The following is a 19218-nucleotide window of genomic DNA, read 5'->3' as shown; positions in this document are numbered from 1 at the left end:
CTATCGGCTCAAGCGGGTGGCAATCCAGGTCACGCCCAGCGTAAATATGAAATAACTCATCACCACGGCACTCACAAAATGGCCACTGGTGGAGCGCACGGAATAGAGATAGACGTTCAAGGTTTCGTAACGGCTGCCAACCAATATGTTGGCGAACACGAACTCGCCCAGCAGGAAGGAGAAAGAGAGAAACAAGGCGGCCATCAATCCCTTGCGGATATTCGGCAAGACCACTCGTAGAAAAGCTGCGGGAGTACTTGCCCCCAGCAGATGCGCCGCATCCATCAGGTCGCGCACGTTCAGCCCTTGCAGACCATTGGCGAGTGCCCGGTACATGAACGGCAGAACAATCGTGAAATAACACCCTATCAGTACCCACGGCGTGCCAATCAGCGGTAACGGGCCGTCGGCATAAATCTGCAACAAGCCCACCGACGACACCACAGGCGGCACCGCGAACTGGATCAGAATCAGGATGTTCATCCAACGATCCAAGTGCGGAAAATAATAGAACACGACAAAAGTGGCAGGCACGATGACCACTGTGCTGAAGACCAGTGTGCCCAGTGCAATCAACAGGGAATGACTAAATGCGCTCAAGAAGCGCGGCTCTTGCCACAACTTGAGATACCAGTCGAACGTCAGCCCGTCGGGTAATATCGTTGCTCCCCAATGCTGGGAAAACGAATAAACCAGGGTCGCCAGAACAGGGACACTGAGTAGAGCCATCAAGCCATACAGCACGAACTGGTGATAACGGTTAGTGTGCATGGTAGCTTCTCTTCATCAAGAACTGGTTGACCATCGCCACGAACACCAGCATCGACACCAGAAGCACGGACAGTGCGGCCGCCAGGTTCGGTTCCAGCGAAATGTCCCCAGCGACCAGGCTGGAAATCCGGATGGTGACCAGGTTGTAGTTGGAGGTCATCAGTGCGTACGCACTGGCATACGCCCCCATGGCATTGGCCAACAACAAAATGAACGTACCGAAAACCGCCGGCATCAGCACCGGCAACGCAACCCGGCGCCAGTAACTGGCGCGACTGGCACCCAGCAAGGAGGCGGCCTCTTGCCAATCGTCCTGCAGTGCATCAAAGGCTGGATAGAGCAACAGTACCGCCAGCGGTATCTGGAAATAGCTGTAGATCAGCGTCAGCCCAGTCTGCGTGTATAGATCAAAATCAGTCAGCCAACCCCAACGCCGCAAGAGCAACGTCACAGCACCATTGGTTCCCATCACGATAATGAAGGCGAATGCCAATGACACCCCACTCAGGTTGCCCGTCATGTTGGTGAATGCCACCGTTATGTCGCGAACGGTGCAATCCACCCGTTTCAACGAAGCGGCGGCCACCAGCGCGATGGCTAATCCAATCAAGCTGGAGCAGACGGAAACCCAGAGGCTGTTGCCAAAGGCCTGACGGTAAAACGGAGAACTCAGTATTTCGCTGAAGTTCGCCAGCGACCATGCACCATCAACTTGCACGCTGTTGATCAGCAGCCATGCTGTCGGCGCCAGTGAAAACAACGCCAATACACATAACAAGGGCAGCAGGACCAGCGCCGCCCGCCAATGGCGAAAGCGTGGACAATGCCGGGTGTCGATAATCACTGGGGTGGCCAGCGGGTTCGATGCAGCTGTCATACGACTAGCAACTCCGTGTTCCTTGGGTTTTGATAAGTGATAGCGGGGCACTGCGGCAGTAAAGCTTTAGTGCGGCCAATGCCCCGAACACTGTTCTCATGGCCACCTCTAAAAACCGTAGTGAACGAGTAACGTTCGCGCAGTGGTTTGTAGAGGCGACCTAACACCATGGGCATTACTTGTTATAAATCATGACTTGCTCTTGCCACTGGCGCGGTATGGCCTTGGTGGTCCCCTCCCACGCCACGAAGTCCTGGATCGGTTTGGCGTTGCTATATTGCGAAGCAGGCAACATCTTGTCCTTTACATCTTGTGGCAGGACCACGTCGCTACGTATCGGACGCGCGAAACCGCGGGCCAGGTTAATCTGGCCGGCATCACTGAAGATGTATTCACGCACCAGTTTGGCGGCGTTCGGATGCTGCGCGTATTTGTTGATCAGGGTTGAATAGCCGGCACTCACGCTGCCATCTTCTGGAATGGAGACCGTGAACAAGGATGGATCAATCTTGTCGCGGTAGCCCAATGAGGTGAAGTCCCATAACAGCGCGACCTCCACTTCACCTTTTTCCAGGTTGGCAATACTCGCATCGGTCATGGAGAGCCGCCCTTGCTTAGCCAGCTCGGCAAATAACCGATACGCAGGTTGCAGATTCTTTTCGTTGCCGCCATTGGCGATCGCCGCTGCCAGCAGCGCACTGTTGGCCTGTGCCGAAACACCTACTTCGCCTACGGTCACCTTATAGTTGCCTTTGAGCAAATCGCCCCAGGTCTTGGGCGGATCCTTGACCAGCTTGTTATTGCTGATGAAGGAAATGGTCCCGCTGTAAGCCACGACCCAATGGCCATCTTCGTCCTTGGCCCACGCCGGGATTTCGTCCCAGTTGCTCGGTTTGTAGGCTTGGGTTACCCCCTTCCTGACGGCAATCGGACCGAACGATTGGCCAACGTCGCCAATGTCGCCTGATGCGTTCGATTTCTCGGCTTCGAATTTGGCGATTTCCTGCCCGGAGCTCATGTCGGTATCCAGGTGTACCAGGCCATATTTTTGCGTGATCTGGGTCCACGTATCTTTCCAGTTAGCCCAGTTATCCGGCATCCCCAGGCTATTGACCGCGCCTTCCTTTTTGGCTGCGGCGACTAAAGCATCCATGTCCTGTTGCGCATACGCAGCAGGAACTGCAATCGACAAGGCACTTGCAAGCAAACTCGTAATCAGGATTTTTTTCATGACTTAGCCGTGTGGTATAGACCAGATTGGGGCGGAAACTGGATACTACCCAGAGGAAATGACCGAAATATGACACTCGGGATGCTGGGACACTGCCCCCCAATGCGATGAGATATGCGCAATGCAACAGGGCTGTCGTCGCGCCAGGTAATGTCTGCCGATACCACGCTCGTTGCGCGCCCGGCTCGACCAGGAACAGGAAAGACGGCGCAATGCCAAGATGCACCAGAACGCGGACGACGGACGAGCACCCGCTGCGGGAGATCAAACGTCAGGGAGGTAGTGGGCCAGGTGTGCCCGAAGAGCATCAGTTGAGCGTCGTAAAGGGAATGAAATCATTAACTGGGATAACATCAGCGCTCGAAAATCATCCAGACCTTCACCGTGACAAAAAAAATCACCACCCAAGCCGCCACCATCCATCACGCCCTGGCAACGCAGATCATCGATGGCACGCTGGCATCCGGTAGCAAGCTCCCTTCCGAGCGAGAACTGAGCGAGCTGTTTTCCACGACCCGCATCACGCTCAGAGAAGCCCTGCAAAGAATGGAAGCGCAAGGATCGATCTATCGGGAAAGCAGGCGTGGCTGGTTTGTTACCCCTCCCCGACTGGTGTACAACCCCTTCACACACTCACTGTTCCACCAGATGGTCGAGAGTCAGGGGCGCAAGGCGATCACACAGGTCATATCGACCAGTACGGAATTGGCGAGCCCGGAGTTATGCCTGAAGTTGGCAGTGCCACCGTTAAGCAAGTTGCACTGTATACGCCGCCTGCGCTCAGTCGATGGGCGCCCCGTGATGTTTGTAGAACATTATCTGAAACCCGAGTTTTTCCCGGACATATTGAAACTGGACCTGAGTCAGTCGCTGACATTGATTTACCGAAAGCACTATGACATCCATTGCGGCCGCGCCACTTTTGATATTTACCCGACCGCGGCACAGGCCAGCGTGGCGAATTATCTCAATCTGCCAGAAGGCAGCCCGCTGCTAATGATCATTCGCGTCAACTACGATCAACATGGACAGATACTTGATTGCGATCGCGAGTTCTGGCGTCATGACGCAGTCCGAATCACCATGGATAGCCAGGCGCTGCATTCCGACAAGGTCGCTTGACCATGCTCATGGTTGAACAAAAACCATGCGCTTGAGGCTCGCGTTAGCGCTTTATCCACGCATAAAGACAGTGAATCGATACGCCAGGCGTGCCGCGACATCGGCTACTGGCAGTTGATCTTCGGTCACTTGATTGACTGCCTGGATTTTGAATTCTTCGGGATAACGGGGACGGCAGCCTTAAGTCAAATCCAAAGGCAAATACTCGGGTGCAGTCAGACAGGGTTCCCCGCTCGCCTGGCTGCTGGCATGCCTGGCCGCACGGCGCCCGGAAAACACGCAATCCGCGGCAGACAGTCCACTCACATACAGGTTCGATGGAAGTCCGATTGCCGTACGACCGGCCGCATACAAGCCGGTGATCCGGGTGCGGTCCTCGCGCAACACCTGACCGCTGTCCTCATCAACCCGCAGGCCGCCGACCGTCATGGCAGAACAGGGGAAGAGCTTGCTGGAGGCCGAGACATCCACGGCATAGAACGGTCCATCGCTAAGAGCGTGGCATTCCGAGCGACTCTTGCCGAACGCGTCTGGCTCCAGCCCTTCGGCTGCCCGGTTGTAGCGGGCCACGGCCTCCCGAAGGTTGGCCGCCGGCATCCCGAGCTTTTCGGCCAGACCTTGCAGAGTGCTCGCCTTACGGGTCTGGAAGAGCAGTGCCAGCACCAGGGGCAAACGCATGAAGGGAAACAGGTTCTCCAGCACTGCAGACTTCCAGGCACCGCGGTAAAGCGTCCGGTCGAGGATGATGTAGCCCCGGCCCTGCTGATGCTCGTTCATCTTGAGGCCGATAGCCGCGCCATAGAGTTCCTCGTTTACGAAGCGCTGCCCCTGGCTGTTGACGAGAATGCCCTTGGGCCACTGAGAGGGCGGGTTTATGAAGCGCCAGCTGCTCACCCGCTCCATCAGCGCAGCCTCTCCTCCCGCGCTCTGGCCCAGGCGGATGCCACTGCCGTTGTCCCCGCCAGGGGAACCCATCGCCATATTGGAGATGTACTTGGGGGAATGGGCGGCGAGCATCTGCCGGTTCCAGATGAACCCGCCCGCACTCAAGCACACCCCACGCGTCGCCCGGATACGCTGGACGACGCCATGTTCGCGCTGCAGCTCGTCAGCCTTGCGCCAATAACGTTCGGCCTTGCGTTCCAGACGCGCGAATCCCGGCATCGATGAGGGGAGCTTCTGCAGCAGTTGCCGGGCCCTCTCCTGCGCGTCGATGTACGCCTGGGTATGCGGCGAGCCGGGGGGCATCCGGATGACCACCAGCCCAACCACCTCCCCGCTTGCGCAAAGCACCAGGCGGCGAGCTTCGGTTCGTGGCCAGAACTCCACCCCCTGGGCCTGCGCCCGCTGCTGCAGAGGCTCGGTCAGATGAACACCGAAGCCTACCGCCTGGTTGACCGGCGGATGCCAGTACTTGTGACCCCGTGGCGCAGGCTCGGCAACTGCCGCACAGGACGCGGCCAGCGAGCTGTCGGAGTGGTAGAGAAAATAGCCGGAAGGCGGATAGAAGGTCTTCTTCGTGTAGTAGGTGCTGTCGAACCGTACCCCATGCCCCTGCAGCCATTCCAGATCGGCCACACTTCCTTCGCAGAAGCGGCGGAGTGTTTGCGGGCTGACCACGTCCTGTACCTCGAGGTTCAAGTAGCGGTACATAGCCTCGACACTGTCCGTAACGCCTGCCGCACGCTGAATCGGTGTGCCGCCCCCGGCATAGAAAATGCCGCCGTTCATCGCCGTCGCCCCGCCGCCACCAAAGGCATCGACGGCCAGCACTTTCAGACCTTTTTCCGCGGCCTGCAAGGCCGCGCTGATACCTGCGCCTCCATAGCCGACCACGGCGAAATCGGTGGTGACATCCCAGTCGACCTGGTCAGGGCTCTCGACCCGTTCCGGCGCCTCGATACGACTGAACCATTGGGGCGAGTGCGGGCCAAAATCGGACGACATGGCGTTCTCCATGATGCGGCCCCTCTATCGAAGAGGCTGGTGTGAGGATGACCGGCTGCGCTGCAGTGCCCCGCACCGAAGGCCCGCCGGAACCAGGAAATCGGGACACCGCGCTAGCGCGGTGCCCCTCGTACATCAGTCTTGCGACTTGGCTGCCGCCTGAGGTGCGTACTCAGCGAGCTTTTCGGCAGCCTGCTGCTCCCACACGGGTTGTGCGTGGCGGGTGTCGGTTTCGGCCTCGAAGCGGTTGACCATTTCCGGCTTGATATCGGCAATGTCCTCGAAGAACTGCTGGTACCAGCGCCGCAGTTGGTACAACGGGCCGTCGCTGTCGCAGAGCAGCGGATTGTCGATACGGGTCTTGGTTCGCCAGATTGCCACGTCCTGCAGGGTGCCCACGCGATACGCCTCGGCTACGGCAGCGGCGCGAGCGGCATTGTGCTCGGGCGGCAGCATCGGGCTATTGCGGGTGATAAAGCCCATGTGCAGTACGAACTTGTTCGCATGAACCGGGTAGTGCGCGAGGATTTCATAGGTCTCTATCGGCACGTTGCCCGGAATATTGGTCAGCAAGCGCGACACCAGATAGGAGGGACCATGGTAGGTCGTTTCTCCACGTGAAAAGCCATCCAGCTTGCTCAGGTCGCCGGTATAGGCGGCATCCTTCTGATAGCCGGGTTGCTCTGGTTGCGGCCCCATCTCCAGGTACTGAGTGGCGAAATGGTCCTCGAAGACGTTCTTGAAGTAGGTGCTGCCGCCGCCCATGCCCTCGCCATGCACGTAGAAGAAATGCGCGACGTCCACCAGATTGTCGACCAGCTCCCGACTGTTGGTATCGACCTCATGGGTTGACCAGGACCAGCTGCTCCATTCATCACTGAAAGCGCCTTCCAGGTGGGGAATGATCACATCCGGCGGTGGCGGATTGCCCTCGGGGTCGTGCCAGACGAACAGCTGCTTGTTTTCCTCGCAGGTCATGAAACTTTGCGTGCGCGCGCGCGGCGGCACGCGCTTGGCATAGGGGATGGCCGCGCACTTGCCGTCACCGGCCCAACGCCAGTCATGGAAGGGGCAGGCGATGGTGTCGCCCTTGATGGTGCCCTCGCCCAGGTTACCGCCCAGGTGTGGGCAGAAGGCGTTGATGACATTGAGCTGCTTGTTGTGTTCGCCCTCGAACACCACCAGCTTGAGGCCGAATGCCTCGAGGGTATGCGGTTTGCCATCACGGAACTGTTCACTCAGCCCCAGGCAGTGCCAACCGCGGGCAAAACGTTCGCACTGGTCGCTCACGATGATGTGCGGCTTCTCGTTGGCCAGGTTGCTCATAAAGACCTCCAGTCGTTTTTATTGTTTGCAGGCTAAAGACAGTGAATGTCGCTCACCGCCAGGTTGTCGCGAGACCCGTGTCCACCCTCTGTCTATCCCGGGAATACCAGTGGGTCAGGGGTATGTCCCCGACCCCGGGGCGTTACAGGAAAAAATCCAGGCTCTGCTGGCCCAACTGCACCTTGGCCCAGTTCGTGCCGAACATCTGGAACTGATTGGCGGCATGCTGGCGACAGACATTGATGTCGGCCAGAAAGCGCCCATACGGGTTTCGGGTGTAGACCGCCGCACCGCCGGCTGCCTTGAACAGGCGCGAAGCCAGCTCCGCGACGCGCTCCGGCGGGTAGCTGGCCTGGAAGCGATACTTCACCCGCTCCTCGATCGGCGGAACCTCGCCCCGTTCGGCATAACCTTCGAGCGCCTCGAAGTTGCGCTTGAGCACCAGGGTCAGCTCGTCGATGGTGTTGATCGCTTCAGCGATCGCCAGCTGCGCGACCGAGTCGTCGCTAGTCTTGGCACCCACGACGTTGACGCGGGTCTTGGCGGTCTCCACGAAGCTGTCGACCATGCCGCGCAACGCCCCGATTGAGGCCGTGGACACCGCCCGGCTGAATACCTGGCCGAATGGCATGCGATACAACGCCGCGGTATTCAACTGGTTGCCGGGGCTGTTGCAGGTAAAGCCGTCGATCATCTTGTGCGTGCGGTACTCCGGCACAAAGGCATCCTTGATGACGATATCCTTGCTACCGGTCCCCTTCAGGCCCGCGGTATGCCAGGTATCGAGGATTTCGTAGTCCTTGCGTGGAATCAGCCAGGTGCGCGCATCGATAGGTTGCCCCTCGGCGGTTTCCACCAAGCCACCGAGGAACACCCAGTCGCAGTGGTCACAACCACTGGAGTAGCCCCAGCGCCCGCTGAACAGGAAGCCGCCCTCGACAGGCTTGGCACGACCCGTGGGCATATAGGAAGAAGAGATCCGGACATTGCTGTCCTCGCCCCATACCTCCTGCGCCGCACGGTCATCGAACAGCGCCATCTGCCACGCATGTACCGCGACCACCGAGTAGACCCAGCCCACCGACATGTCGCCTTCGGCCAGGGTCATGACGATGTCGTAGAACACCTTGGGGCTCATTTCATAGCCGCCATAGCGCTTGGGCTGCAGGACGCGGAACAGCCCTGCGGCCTGCAGGTCGGCAATGGTCTCCTGCGGCAGACGGCGGTTCTCGTCGCCCAGCACCGCTCGCTCGCGCAACACCGGAACCAGGGCCCGGGCTCGGGCGATCAGCTCTTCGCTGCCGGGAATGTTCGCGGCAGGCTGTTTCATCTCGACTGTTTGCATTGTTCTCGACTTCCCAAGTAGTGAATCCCGCTTTGGCGCAAGGGTGGCCACAGGCTCATGTTCCACAACAAAAGGCCCCCCGCGCGCCCTGCATCAGGAGTAGATAACGCTAAATCACGAGGCCGGCGGAGCGGCCCACTGGTGTCCCCAATGGCTGCCACGGGTCGTTTCGAAAACCGTGTGATCGTTCTCCCAGTCCACAACCATGCCGCCACAGCCGAACTCCAGGGCGAAGCCGCCCGGTGTCCAGACGTAGAACGAAACCATATCGTCGTTGACGTGGCGTCCAAGCGTGGCCGCCAGCGGGACCTTGTGCCGGGCGATGCGGTCCAGCGCGCGCCCCACATCATCGAGCCCAGGCACCTCCATCATGATGTGCACGCAGCCACTGGGCTGGGGCATCTCGGCCAACGCCAGGCTGTGCTGGCGTGGGTTGCAGTGCATGAAGTGGATGCGCGCCCGGTACTCGGGCGAGAGCTGGACATGCAGCATGTCGGACAGTTGGAATCCGCAGACGTCGGTCCAGAACTGCTTCGTTTCTTCGAACTTCATCGACGGCAGCACCACGTGCCCCATACCCATGGGACCGGTGACGAAACGCTCGACGCCGACCGGCGAAACGAAGGGCGCGAAGTCCGAGATCGGTCCCCAGGTCACCTCTTGCCGGTTCCCGGACGGGTCCACAAAGGAAAACAGCCCGGTAACGCAACGAAGATGTCGATCCAACGGTGTCGACTCGACGATCTCCACACCCGCCCTGACGAGCGATTCTCTCGACGCGAGGTACTGCTCCTCGGAGGCCGTCTCCCAGCCCGCCGCATAAAGGCCGTCCCTCGCCCCCGGCACCACCAGGATGCGATAGCGGCGACCATCGGCCTTCAGATACAGCGCGCCGTCCTCGGCCGACTCTTCGGCCAGGCCGATAATCTGGCTGCCAAAGAAGCGCCACTTTTCGATATCAGTGGACTCGACTACCGCGTAAGCGAATTGATTGATGCTCATGACCTACTCCCTGAGTGATTGCTTGATTTCATCTGAACGTCAGCCGTCAAAGCTGACCGAGACCTTGTCGCTGAGTGGTCGAGCCTGGCAGGCCAGCACCCAGCCCTCGGCCAGATCGATGGCACTCAGCACCTCGTTGCTACGCATACTCACCTCGCCCTCCGCCACCCGGCACATGCAGGCACTGCAGCGCCCCTCGCGACAGGAGAAGGGCGCACCGACCCCCGCCCCGAGCAGGGCATCCAGCAGATCGACATCCGGACTCCAGGGCAGCATGTGATGCTCGCCGTCGAGCTGGGCCATGAGTTCAACCCGCGGGCCGTCGGCAGCCGCCGCGGGGGCATCGGCCAAGACGCCAGGGTCGCTGCTCAGCGAAACAAAACGCTCGACATGAATCCGGCTGCGCTCCACATTCAGGTCAAGCAGCGTCTGCTCCACGGCATCCATGAAGGGGCCGGGGCCACAGACGAAGGCGTGCGCATCCAGGCGCCCGCGACAGAAGCCGGCCAGTTGCGCCGCTGTCGGCAACCCCTGAACTGACTCCAGCCAGTGCATGACCGTGAGGCGTTGCGGGTAAGCACGCCCCAGTTGCTGCAACTCATCGCGGAAGATCACCGATCGCTCATCGCGGTTGGCGTAGAACAGCTGAACCCGACCGCTGCCCTGGTGTAGGCAGGACTTGATAATCGACATCACCGGCGTGATGCCGCTGCCGCCAGCGAACAGCAGGAAATCGACATCCAGGGAAGCCGGGCAGAACACCCCGGCTGGCGGCAATACCTCCAAGACATCGCCGGCGCGCAGGTTGTCGCAGATCCAGTTGGAACCCAGGCCATCGCGTACACGCTTGATGGTGACCTTCAGTGCAGCGTCCACAGCCGGCGCACTAGCCAGCGAATAGCATCGGGCGATGCTCTGCCCCTGGACAGGGATGCGCAGAGTCAAGAACTGGCCCGGCTTGTAAGCGAATGCCCGCGGCTCCACGGGAGAGGCAAACACGATCGACTTGCTATCGTGCGTTTCCTCGATGACCTCGGCCACCTGGAGCCGGAGATAAAGGGACGTCGACATAACTTCAACTCTTGCGCTAGCAACGGAGACGAGCTCCATCACGTGCTCCCCGACTGGCGAGCACCCCTGACTCAGCCGAGGAAATCCAGCACTTCCCGGTTGAAGTAGTCCGGTTCCTCGAGCATGAACCAGTGCCCGGAGCGGCCGGAGATCACCACCCGTACATCCTCGACCTGCTCCGCGACGATCAGGGCATGGCGCACCGGCAGGAAGTTGTCCTTCTGCCCCCACAGGCACAGCACTGGCATCTTCAGCTCGGCCAGGCGCTCGGTGAGCACCTCGACCTTGATCGTGGCGTACACCGCCAGGGGCTGTTCGAGCCAGATCGGCAGGCGCGAATCGATTACCTCCTCAGTGATCGTCTGTGGCGAGGCAACAATGTGATGCAGCAGCTCACGAAAGGACTCGCGATCGGTCTTGCGCCCCTGGATCAAGGCGCCCATGCAGCGCAGCCCGCTCATCTGGGCGGCCCATAATGCAGGCTCCTCGACCCCGCCCGGGCCCATCACCACGAGCTTGCTGATCTGCTCCGGGTAGGTCAGGCCGTACTGGAAGGCGATGGCCCCCCCCATGGAATTGCCGATCAGCACCGCACGGGTCACGTTCTTCTTGCTCAGCAGCTCGTGCAGCAGCTCCACTTGCATGGTGGAGGTGTAGTGGATGTCTTGCGGCTTGTCCGAAAGCCCGTAACCCAGGAGATCCGGGATCAGCACGTGAAAGCCCTGCTCGGCGAAGAACGGGAAATTCAGGTGGAAGTTGCTGTAACCGCTCGCGCCTGGACCACTGCCGTGCAGGAAGACCAGCGTCGGGCGCTCCGCCGAGGCCTGGCCAACTTCGTGACAATGCAGGCGATAGGCATCACCCACCTCGATGAAATGGCCCACCGGAATCGGCGATCGAGAAGTTTCTGGTTGCAAGGACATAACCGTTCTCCACAGGTTGTTATGGCCTGACTATGCTGCGGCAACCGCGCGCTCCGCATGATCCGCATGCAGTAGACGTTCAAATTTAGTTCGCTGCGAAAAGCCACCGGGCAGTGCCAGGAGCAGTTCATCGACGGCGGCTGCCAACCGGAGAGGGAAGCCCTACCCTGCTGGCCGATAACTTCGAGGACGGGATTTTCGAGATGAGGGATTGGTCACGGCAGCGGTGCGCGCGAGCGCGCGCACCGCGTCCTTGCCGGTGTTGCAAGTGGTTGTATGCAGGCGGGCGCGGGCCGAAGTTGACGCCGTGCCGCCCCCGCCTACCCGCTAGCCCGCCGGGCTGGGAGTCGAAAGGCAGATCACCCCATTGAGCACCAGCCTGACCAGCTCCGCCTGCCGAGTCACCCCGGCCTTGGCGAAGATCGCACGCAGGTGCGTGCGCGCGGTGTTGCGCCGGATACCCAGCAACTCTGCCGCCTCGTCCAGCGACAGCCCGTTGGCCAGCTCCATCGCCAGGTTCGCTTCAGCGGGGGTGAATTCGAACACCTGGCGCATGATTTCACGCGGTGCCGTGGTTTGTGCATCCGGGTCGCAGACGAAGATCATCCAGGCCGGGCGGCATTTACCTTCGGACCCCTCGCGCAGGGGGATGCTCCTGACCACCAGCCCCAGCTTGCGTTTGCCGGAGGCCCGGGAGATGGACATCACCTGCGCCGCCGGGCCCGCCGAGTTGATGAGCTCCTGGAGCATGCTGCGCTCGTTGCGGTAGTAGGCTTCCACACCATTTCCCGCCCGCTTCAGGCCATCGCTGTCATTGAGCAGCGACTGGGCGACATGGTTGCAGCGCAGCACATGCTGTTTCTCGTCGAGCACGATGGCACCAATGTGCAGCCGGTCCAGTGCCCCTTCGTACAACTCGCTCTGCGTCGCTTGGCACTCGAGCCGGGCCGCCAGGCTCAACGCCTTCCGGAAATGAGCAACCAGCTCGCGCAGGCGATCCTTGTCCACCTGGGTGAACGCGGGTTGCTCGGGCAGGCGGTACAGGCGGATACGGCACAAGGTGCCATTCTCGGAGACTATGTTGATGCCCAGGCCGTAACGCGCTCCGCCCTCGCCGATGATGCGCTGATAGAACTCCGAGGAAAGCCAATTGTCCGCCCCGAGGTGCTCATCGATCGTGAGCACCTGATCGATGGGTATCTCGAGAAACGGATCCTGAGTCCAGAAATGGGCACGATAGGCATGCTCGATTTCCGGATGGCGGGGATGGCAGACCAGAAAGCCAAGATCCGTGCTGGAAGATGGCCGAATCACCATGATCGCAGTGGACGCCATATAGGCGCCCAGGTGCTGGGTCGTTTCGCGCCAGGGCTCTCGACCCAGTACTCCCTGGTAGATCGAGAGGATCATGCGACTCTGGTCGACAGTCCCGAGCGCGGCTTCGACAGCCAGGTCCTCGGCCGTCAGCGCGGCCAGCTCCGGGCGGGGTATGGTAGAGGGAAGAGTGTTCAAAATTTCAATCAGGTTGAGTCTGGAGCTTGCGCCTGCACGAGGCATTTTCGCGGCATGCATCTCATTAACCTCCTGTTATTTTTTTTGTTAGTTCGAAATTATTTACGCCTAACTGACCTTATGGTCAATCTGCCACTGGTCGCCTCGCCAGGGTCGGGTCATTCGGTGCGTTCAGCACGCAGCGCACTCCGTTGGGGTCATAGATACCCATGACGCAACGATTGCAACTGGTGCAACCGGACTGAGTCAGCTCACCACTGGCCAGCTTGTTGACGAAGGCGGGGTCATGAATGAGGGCCCTGGCCAAGGCGATCAACTCAAAGCCCTCGTCGATCACCTGCCTGGCGGCTGCCAGGGACTTCACTCCGCCTACCAGCGCCAGTGGCATGGAAACCTCCCGCCGAATCTTGCGCGCACTCTCGAGGAAGTAGAGTTCACGAAACGCCAGGTCCCTCGGCTGCTGCAGCCCCAGCGCCAGGGGCCCGATACGCGCCAGCCCCCGAGCATGTGCTTGCATGTCGGCAATCGGCATGGGGCTTGCGAAGAGTGCCCAGGGGCTGTACAGGTTGTGCCCGCCACTGAGGGTGAGAATGTCCGCACCGTCACGTTCGAGAATCCTGGCGGTGACCGAGGCCTGCTTCGTATCTATGCCGCCGCGCGCCGCATCGGTCTGGTTGAGCTTGCAGCCCACGGCGAGGCGGCCGCCGACTGCGTCCTTGACCCTGCGCAGGACCATGGCCGGGAAGCGACTGCGGCCCTCGGTGCTGCCGCCGTATTGGTCGCGGCGGCGATTGCTCAGGGGCGAGAGGAACTGGTTGAGCAGATAGCCATGCCCCATGTGAATCTCGACAGCGTCGAATCCCGCCTCCCGCGCCAGTACGGCGGCGCGAGCGAAGTCGTCGGCCACCCGCTGAATCTCGGCCTCCGTCATCGCTTTCTGAAACAGGATGCCGTGCAAGAAGCCGAAGGCATTGAAGCCTGACGACGCCGACCGGGGATAGCTGTGCTCCGGGCGCAACATGGTAAAGGAGCCACCATGGGTAATCTGCAGACAGGCCGCCGCACCCTCGGCATGCACGGCATCAGTCAACACGCGCAGAGGGCGAACCACATCCCGTGACAGGTGGAACTGATGGAGAAAGGTCCGTCCCTCCGGCGATACCGCGCCATAAGCCACCGTGGTCATGCCAACCCCACCTGCGGCAATATCGCGATGATGCTTGACCAGTGCCTGGGTCGGTATGCCATCCGGGGTCATACCCTCGTTGGCGCCGGCCTTGATGAAGCGATTGCGCAGGGTGATGGGGCCAAGCTTCAGCGGCGAGAATGGCGAGATTGCGACTGCCATGCTGCACCCCCATCAACCGTGAGTGCCGCCATCGATTCGCAGGATTGCCCCATTGACGAAAGCGCCGTCGGCAGACGCCAGCATGGCAATCGCACCCGCCACCTCCTGGGGCTCACCCAGCTTTCGATCCGGGCGAGTCAGGTGCATGTACAGGGAGAGATCGGCTCCCGGCGGAAAGCTCTGCGCCTGAGCCGCAACCATCGGCGTGGCAATCCCACCCGGCGCCACGGCATTAACGCGTACACCACGCTTGATGTACTCGCGCGAGAGCGCCTGGGTCAGCGCTGCCACACCGCCCTTGCTGGCCGAGTAGGCGGCCATGTAGGCATGGCCGAAGAAGGCCGAGGTGGAGGCCGCGTTGACGATGTTGCCCTTGCTTTCCAGAAGGAAGGGCAAGGCTTCACGGCAGAAGAGGAAGGTACCGCCCAGGTTGGTCTGGACGACCCGCATGAAGTCTTCGAAGGAGGTGTCGGTGGTATGCGTGGAGCACAGCACCCCCGCCATGTTGACCAGCACATCCAGACTGCCGTGTTCCTGGGCGAAGTTCTGCACCGTGCTGCGCACCGCCTGTTCGTCGGTGATCGACAGCCTTGCCGCGAACGCCCGGCCACCCTTCTCCAGCACATTGGCCTGCGCCAGGGTTTCCTGCAGGCCGGCCTCGTCGAGGTCAACGGCAAGCACCGTGCCCCCTTCGGACACCAGTCGGATCACGGTCGCCCGGCCAATGCCGGACGCCCCGCCGGTAACGATGATGTTCTTGTTCTGGAAGCGAGATGCAAGGGTCATAACAGGTACCTTGTTGTCATTATTGACTTTGCCCGGGGAGCGACGTCGCCCCCCGGTTCCGAAACGTCTTGCTAGCGGCCGGTCAAGGCCGACTGACGCCCCGCTTCCTTGAGGGACTCTGCGGTTCGTTCCGCGTCAGCTACGGCCTGGTCTGCAACCTTGTCGACCGCCGGCTGGCGAGTCTCGCCACGCAGCAGGAAGTACGACAGCGCCGGAGTCAGCACGAGAACCCCGAGCATGTTCCAGAGAAACATGAAGGTCAGCAGGATGCCCATGTCGGCCTGGAACTTGATCGGCGAGAACACCCAGGTCAGCACACCGGTCGCCAGTGTCAAACCGACCAGTGCGACGACCTTGCCAGTAAAGCGCAGGGCGCCGGCATAGGCCTCTTCCAGACTCGCACCGCGTCGTTGCAGGGTCAGCTGTACGCTGATCAGGTAGAGGGCATAGTCCACGCCGGCGCCCACCCCCAGGGCAATGACCGGCAAGGTCGCGATCTTCACACCGATGCCCATTACCACCATGAGTGCTTCGCACAGCAGCGATGTGATGATCAGCGGAATCAGCGCCACCAGCACAGCGCGCCAGCTGCGGAAAGCGATCAGGCAGAGCAGCACCACCGAAGTGTAGAGCAACAGCAGTACCGTCAGGCTGGCGTCGGCAACGACCTGATTGGTCGCGGCTTCGATTCCTGCAGGACCCGCCGCCAGCAGGAACTGGCGGTCGTCGCTGTCGTGCTTCTCTGCAAAGGTTTTTACCGCGTCCACCACGCCCTGCAGCGTCCCGGCGCGATGGTCGGACAGATAGGCGATGACCGGCGATACAGAACAGCTGAAGTTGGCCAGCTCCGGCGATTGCACCGATGCGATCTGTGAGGCCTGTGCCGCCACTTCATCCTGGCGCGGGATGCTCATCCACTTCGGGTTCGCCTCGCCATAGCTGGCATTGATGAAGCGCACGGAACTGGCCAGGCTGGCGACCGTCTGCACGCCGGGTACGTCGCGCAACATCTGGGCGAGTCGGTCGAGCTCGGTCAGGGTCTCGAAGGTGGAGCAGCCGCCCGGCCTGGTCTTGACGATCACGGCGAACTGATCGGTGGAGCGGCCAAAACTCTGGTTGAAGAACGCCACGTCACGGTTGTAGCGAGACTCGGGACGAAGCTCCGGTGCCCCGGCATCCAGATCGCCGATCTGCAGCCCGGAACGCACCTGGTAAGCGCCGATACCCACCAGTAGCGACAGCAGCACCAGCACATGGGCATGTCCTGGTCTGGTGCATTTCACCAGCAGCGTGCCGATGGCTTCGAAGAACCGGCCACTGCCTGCCTGCGCGCCCTCGACTTCGTTGCGTACGCTGCGCCGTGCCGCCGACTGGCTGACGCCCAAGTAGGAGAGCATCACTGGCACCATAATCAGCTGCGTGAAGATCAGCACGCAGACTCCGATGCTGGTGGTAATGGCCAGGTCGCGGATCACCGGGATGTCGATCACCATCAGGACGGCAAAGCCGAAGACGTTGGCCAGCAGGGCCGACAGCCCGGCGATGAACAGGCGGCGGAAGGTATAGCGGGCGGCCACATACTTGTCGGTGCCACGGCCGATGTCCTGCATGATTCCGTTCATCTTCTGGGCGCCATGGGACATGCCGATAGCGAAGATCAGGAACGGTACCAGGATGGAGTAAGGATCGATTTGGTAATCCAGTAGCTGCATCAGGCCGAGCAGCCAGACCACGCTGCTGAGCGAAGCCATCAGGAGCAGCAGTGTGCTGCGCAGGCAGTGGGTGTAGCCAAAGATGATCAGTGCCACGATCACGGCTGAGGCGGCGAAGAAGCCCATGACCAGCGTCAGTCCGTCGATCAGGTCGCCCACCAGTTTGGCGAAGCCAATGATATGGACGCGCACCTTGGGCTGGCCATCGGCACCGGGCACCTCGTACTGCCCACGAATCTCTTTCTCCAGGAAGGTCGCGAACTGCCGGTAGTCAAACGCAACACCGGTGACCGGATCCTTGTCTATCAATGGCACCTGGATTACCGAGGAGTGCATGTCCAGGGACACCAGGTCGCCGATCAGGTTGCCACGCAACACGTTCGCCTGCAGCTGCTGCAGCTGCTGAGGCGAACCGTCGTAGTCGTTAGGCATGACCGGGCCGCCTTCCATGCCAACCTCGGTGACCTCGTTCCAGCGCACCGCCGGCATCCACAGCGAACGCATCCAGGCGCGGTCAACCCCGGGTGCCAGGTTGATCTTGTCGTTGATCTCCTGGAGCGCCTGCAGGTAGTCGGGGTCATAGAGGGTCCCGCGCGGGTTCTCCACCATGACGCGTACGGAGTTGCCCAATGCCGCGAGGTCTATCTTGTTGTTCAGGTAGTTGCGGATGAACTCATGGGAGCTCGGCATCATTCGCTCGAAGCTCGCGTTGATGCGCAGGTCGGTGGCCTTGTAGCCCAGCAGCACCGTGAGAATGAAACACAGCAACACGAAGAACAGGCGATTATTGAAGATCAGTCGCTCGATGAAATTTCCGGAGCGGACATCGAACTGAGCGCGATCCCGCATTACCGGTGTCGCATTGTTATCCTGGGATTTGGCCATTTTGTCCTTCCTCTGAGTCAGGCCCGATTGAGCACGCGCACCCCTTCTGGCCCAGCTCTACTTGAGATTCATGGTGGTAACGCCATTCAGGCCGACCAGTGCCAACTGGTGGTCGGACATCCCCACCACCCCGGAAAACAGGCTTGGGCGCTGGATGTCGAGTGGCGTGAAAGTGCCCCCTTGATCGCGGCTCATGGCTACCTGCGCGGACTGGCTGACCAGCACCACTCCTCGACCTGACAGGGCGGCACCGGCGACCACCCCGGTATTAAAATCACTCTTCACCGGGGACCAGGTGTGCCCCTCATCGGCACTGCGGAACACATGGCCGCGCAGCCCATAGGCCAACAGCGCCCCCTGACCACCCGTGATACCGAACAGGGTGCCCTCGTAACCTGTCTGCAGAGCGCTGAAGCGACCCGTGCCGGGTTCCAGGCTCCAGACATGACCACGCTCGCCGGTGATGAACAGTCGCCCGCCCACCTCGCCGATGGCGGTCAGGTGCAGCAGGTCGTTGTTGTCGATCCGGGTATTCCAGGGCTGCCAGGTCTTGCCGCCATCGTGGCTACCGACGATCAGACCGAAGGGGCCGACGGCAAAGCCGTTGCTGCCAGACTCGTCGAACCACACGCCCATGAAGAACTGGCCGGGTCCCGGCCGGCTCATGGAGAGGATTGCGGACAGGTAGCTTTCGGCTTGCGCAGGCTCCAGGCCGGACTTGTTCTTGAAGTAATCGACAACCAGGGTCTCGAGCTGGCGCCCGTCGAGCTGCTTCGTCCAGGTCTCGCCGCCGTCGCTGCTGTGGAGGATGACTGCGCCGTGGCCGACCGCCCAGCCGTGCTGCTCGTCGGCGAAATGCACCGCATTGAAGTCGACGCTGACCGGGACCTGCGCCTGGCGCCAAGTGCCTGCCTGGTCGTCGGAAAAAATGATCAGCCCGTTGTCGCCGACCGCGATCAGGCGCTTGCCGGTATTGACGATATCCCGCAGGGGCTTCTGCGCGGCCTGGAGCACCGTACTGGCCGGCTGATCAAGGGGATCGACGAAGCTCTTGGCGGTAACGCAGAGAGCGGGCAGGGATAATGCCAGTGCCAGCATTGCCCCTGACGCCAGCTTCAGGCCAGTTGAGGTGATACCCGAACTGGCAAAGGCAGTCCTCATTGCACACATGTTGTTCTCCGCAAGATCAAGTCTGCTGTTGTTATTGTTCAGCTTGCTGCTTTGCCCTTTGACCTGGCGACAGCCCGGTCAGGCATGACTTCAGTCTCGGGAAAAACCTGCTGCCCGGCATGCCCCATCTGCAGTAGGCGTTGAAAAAAAACGCGTATTGCTCAACTGGGCGCATGGACAGTGGAAAGAC

Annotated in this window: 15 protein-coding genes and 1 pseudogene; 1 reads left to right on the top strand and 15 read right to left on the bottom strand. The window is 60.8% G+C overall.

Annotation, left to right across the window (positions count from 1 at the left end; all coding sequences use genetic code 11):
• The 3 genes from CKW25_RS12335 to CKW25_RS12325 all read right to left on the bottom strand — a co-directional run bounded on the left by CKW25_RS12335 (position 1) and on the right by CKW25_RS12325 (position 2879).
• Positions 1-771, bottom strand: coding sequence for an ABC transporter permease (locus CKW25_RS12335; RefSeq protein WP_095079514.1), 771 nt, complete (start codon positions 769-771; stop codon positions 1-3).
• A complete protein-coding gene (locus CKW25_RS12330) occupies positions 761-1648 on the bottom strand; it encodes an ABC transporter permease subunit (protein ID WP_095079512.1) in 888 nt (295 codons plus the stop codon). Before CKW25_RS12330 ends, CKW25_RS12335 begins: the two co-directional genes overlap by 11 nt.
• A gap of 175 nt (positions 1649-1823) precedes the next feature.
• Positions 1824-2879: an ABC transporter substrate-binding protein gene (locus CKW25_RS12325; RefSeq protein ID WP_095079511.1), complete on the bottom strand. Its 1056-nt coding sequence runs from the start codon at positions 2877-2879 to the stop codon at positions 1824-1826.
• A gap of 384 nt (positions 2880-3263) precedes the next feature.
• Here CKW25_RS12325 and CKW25_RS12320 point away from each other — a divergent pair, with 384 nt between their 5' ends.
• A complete protein-coding gene (locus CKW25_RS12320; protein ID WP_095079509.1) occupies positions 3264-4001 on the top strand; it encodes a UTRA domain-containing protein in 738 nt (245 codons plus the stop codon).
• Between the two features lie 46 nt (positions 4002-4047).
• Here the strand turns inward: CKW25_RS12320 and CKW25_RS12315 are convergent.
• The 12 genes and pseudogenes from CKW25_RS12315 to CKW25_RS12260 form a co-directional block, all read right to left on the bottom strand.
• Positions 4048-4148 (bottom strand): annotated as a pseudogene (locus CKW25_RS12315) (transposase); the annotation flags it as partial.
• Positions 4149-4181: 33 nt separating this feature from the next.
• The gene (locus tag CKW25_RS12310) at positions 4182-5960 is read right to left on the bottom strand and encodes an FAD-binding protein (protein ID WP_095079507.1); all 1779 of its coding nucleotides are present in this window, start codon (positions 5958-5960) and stop codon (positions 4182-4184) included.
• A 123-nt stretch (positions 5961-6083) separates the two neighbouring features.
• On the bottom strand, positions 6084-7274 hold the full coding sequence (locus CKW25_RS12305; protein ID WP_095079505.1) for a Rieske 2Fe-2S domain-containing protein: 1191 nt from the start codon (positions 7272-7274) through the stop codon (positions 6084-6086).
• A 142-nt stretch (positions 7275-7416) separates the two neighbouring features.
• Positions 7417-8604: a flavin-dependent monooxygenase gene (locus tag CKW25_RS12300; protein ID WP_256577966.1), complete on the bottom strand. Its 1188-nt coding sequence runs from the start codon at positions 8602-8604 to the stop codon at positions 7417-7419.
• Between the two features lie 129 nt (positions 8605-8733).
• Positions 8734-9621 carry a VOC family protein gene (locus tag CKW25_RS12295; protein WP_095079501.1) on the bottom strand — a complete coding sequence of 296 codons (888 nt, stop codon included), beginning with the start codon at positions 9619-9621 and terminating at the stop codon, positions 8734-8736.
• 39 nt (positions 9622-9660) lie between these two features.
• Complete coding sequence (locus CKW25_RS12290) at positions 9661-10692, bottom strand: ferredoxin--NADP reductase (RefSeq protein WP_095079499.1); 1032 nt, start codon at positions 10690-10692, stop codon at positions 9661-9663.
• 71 nt (positions 10693-10763) lie between these two features.
• Positions 10764-11615: an alpha/beta fold hydrolase gene (locus CKW25_RS12285; RefSeq protein WP_095079497.1), complete on the bottom strand. Its 852-nt coding sequence runs from the start codon at positions 11613-11615 to the stop codon at positions 10764-10766.
• A 327-nt stretch (positions 11616-11942) separates the two neighbouring features.
• Positions 11943-13127 carry a helix-turn-helix transcriptional regulator gene (locus tag CKW25_RS12280; RefSeq protein ID WP_143497311.1) on the bottom strand — a complete coding sequence of 395 codons (1185 nt, stop codon included), beginning with the start codon at positions 13125-13127 and terminating at the stop codon, positions 11943-11945.
• A gap of 124 nt (positions 13128-13251) precedes the next feature.
• Complete coding sequence (locus CKW25_RS12275; protein WP_095079494.1) at positions 13252-14475, bottom strand: NADH:flavin oxidoreductase; 1224 nt, start codon at positions 14473-14475, stop codon at positions 13252-13254.
• A gap of 12 nt (positions 14476-14487) precedes the next feature.
• Positions 14488-15261 (bottom strand): SDR family NAD(P)-dependent oxidoreductase, encoded by a 774-nt coding sequence (locus CKW25_RS12270; protein WP_095079492.1) that lies wholly within the window; start codon positions 15259-15261, stop codon positions 14488-14490.
• A gap of 71 nt (positions 15262-15332) precedes the next feature.
• Positions 15333-17858 (bottom strand): RND family transporter, encoded by a 2526-nt coding sequence (locus CKW25_RS12265; protein WP_095079491.1) that lies wholly within the window; start codon positions 17856-17858, stop codon positions 15333-15335.
• Positions 17859-17915: 57 nt separating this feature from the next.
• Positions 17916-19028, bottom strand: a complete 1113-nt coding sequence (locus tag CKW25_RS12260; protein WP_095079489.1) for a YCF48-related protein — start codon at positions 19026-19028, stop codon at positions 17916-17918.
• Between the last annotated feature and the right edge of the window lie 190 nt (positions 19029-19218).

The organism is Pseudomonas sp. Irchel s3h17 (assembly GCF_900187505.1).
In the GTDB taxonomy this organism is placed as follows: Bacteria; Pseudomonadota; Gammaproteobacteria; order Pseudomonadales; family Pseudomonadaceae; genus Aquipseudomonas.
Note: the sequence above shows the minus strand (reverse complement) of the source record. Positions and strands in the feature narration are given on the sequence as shown.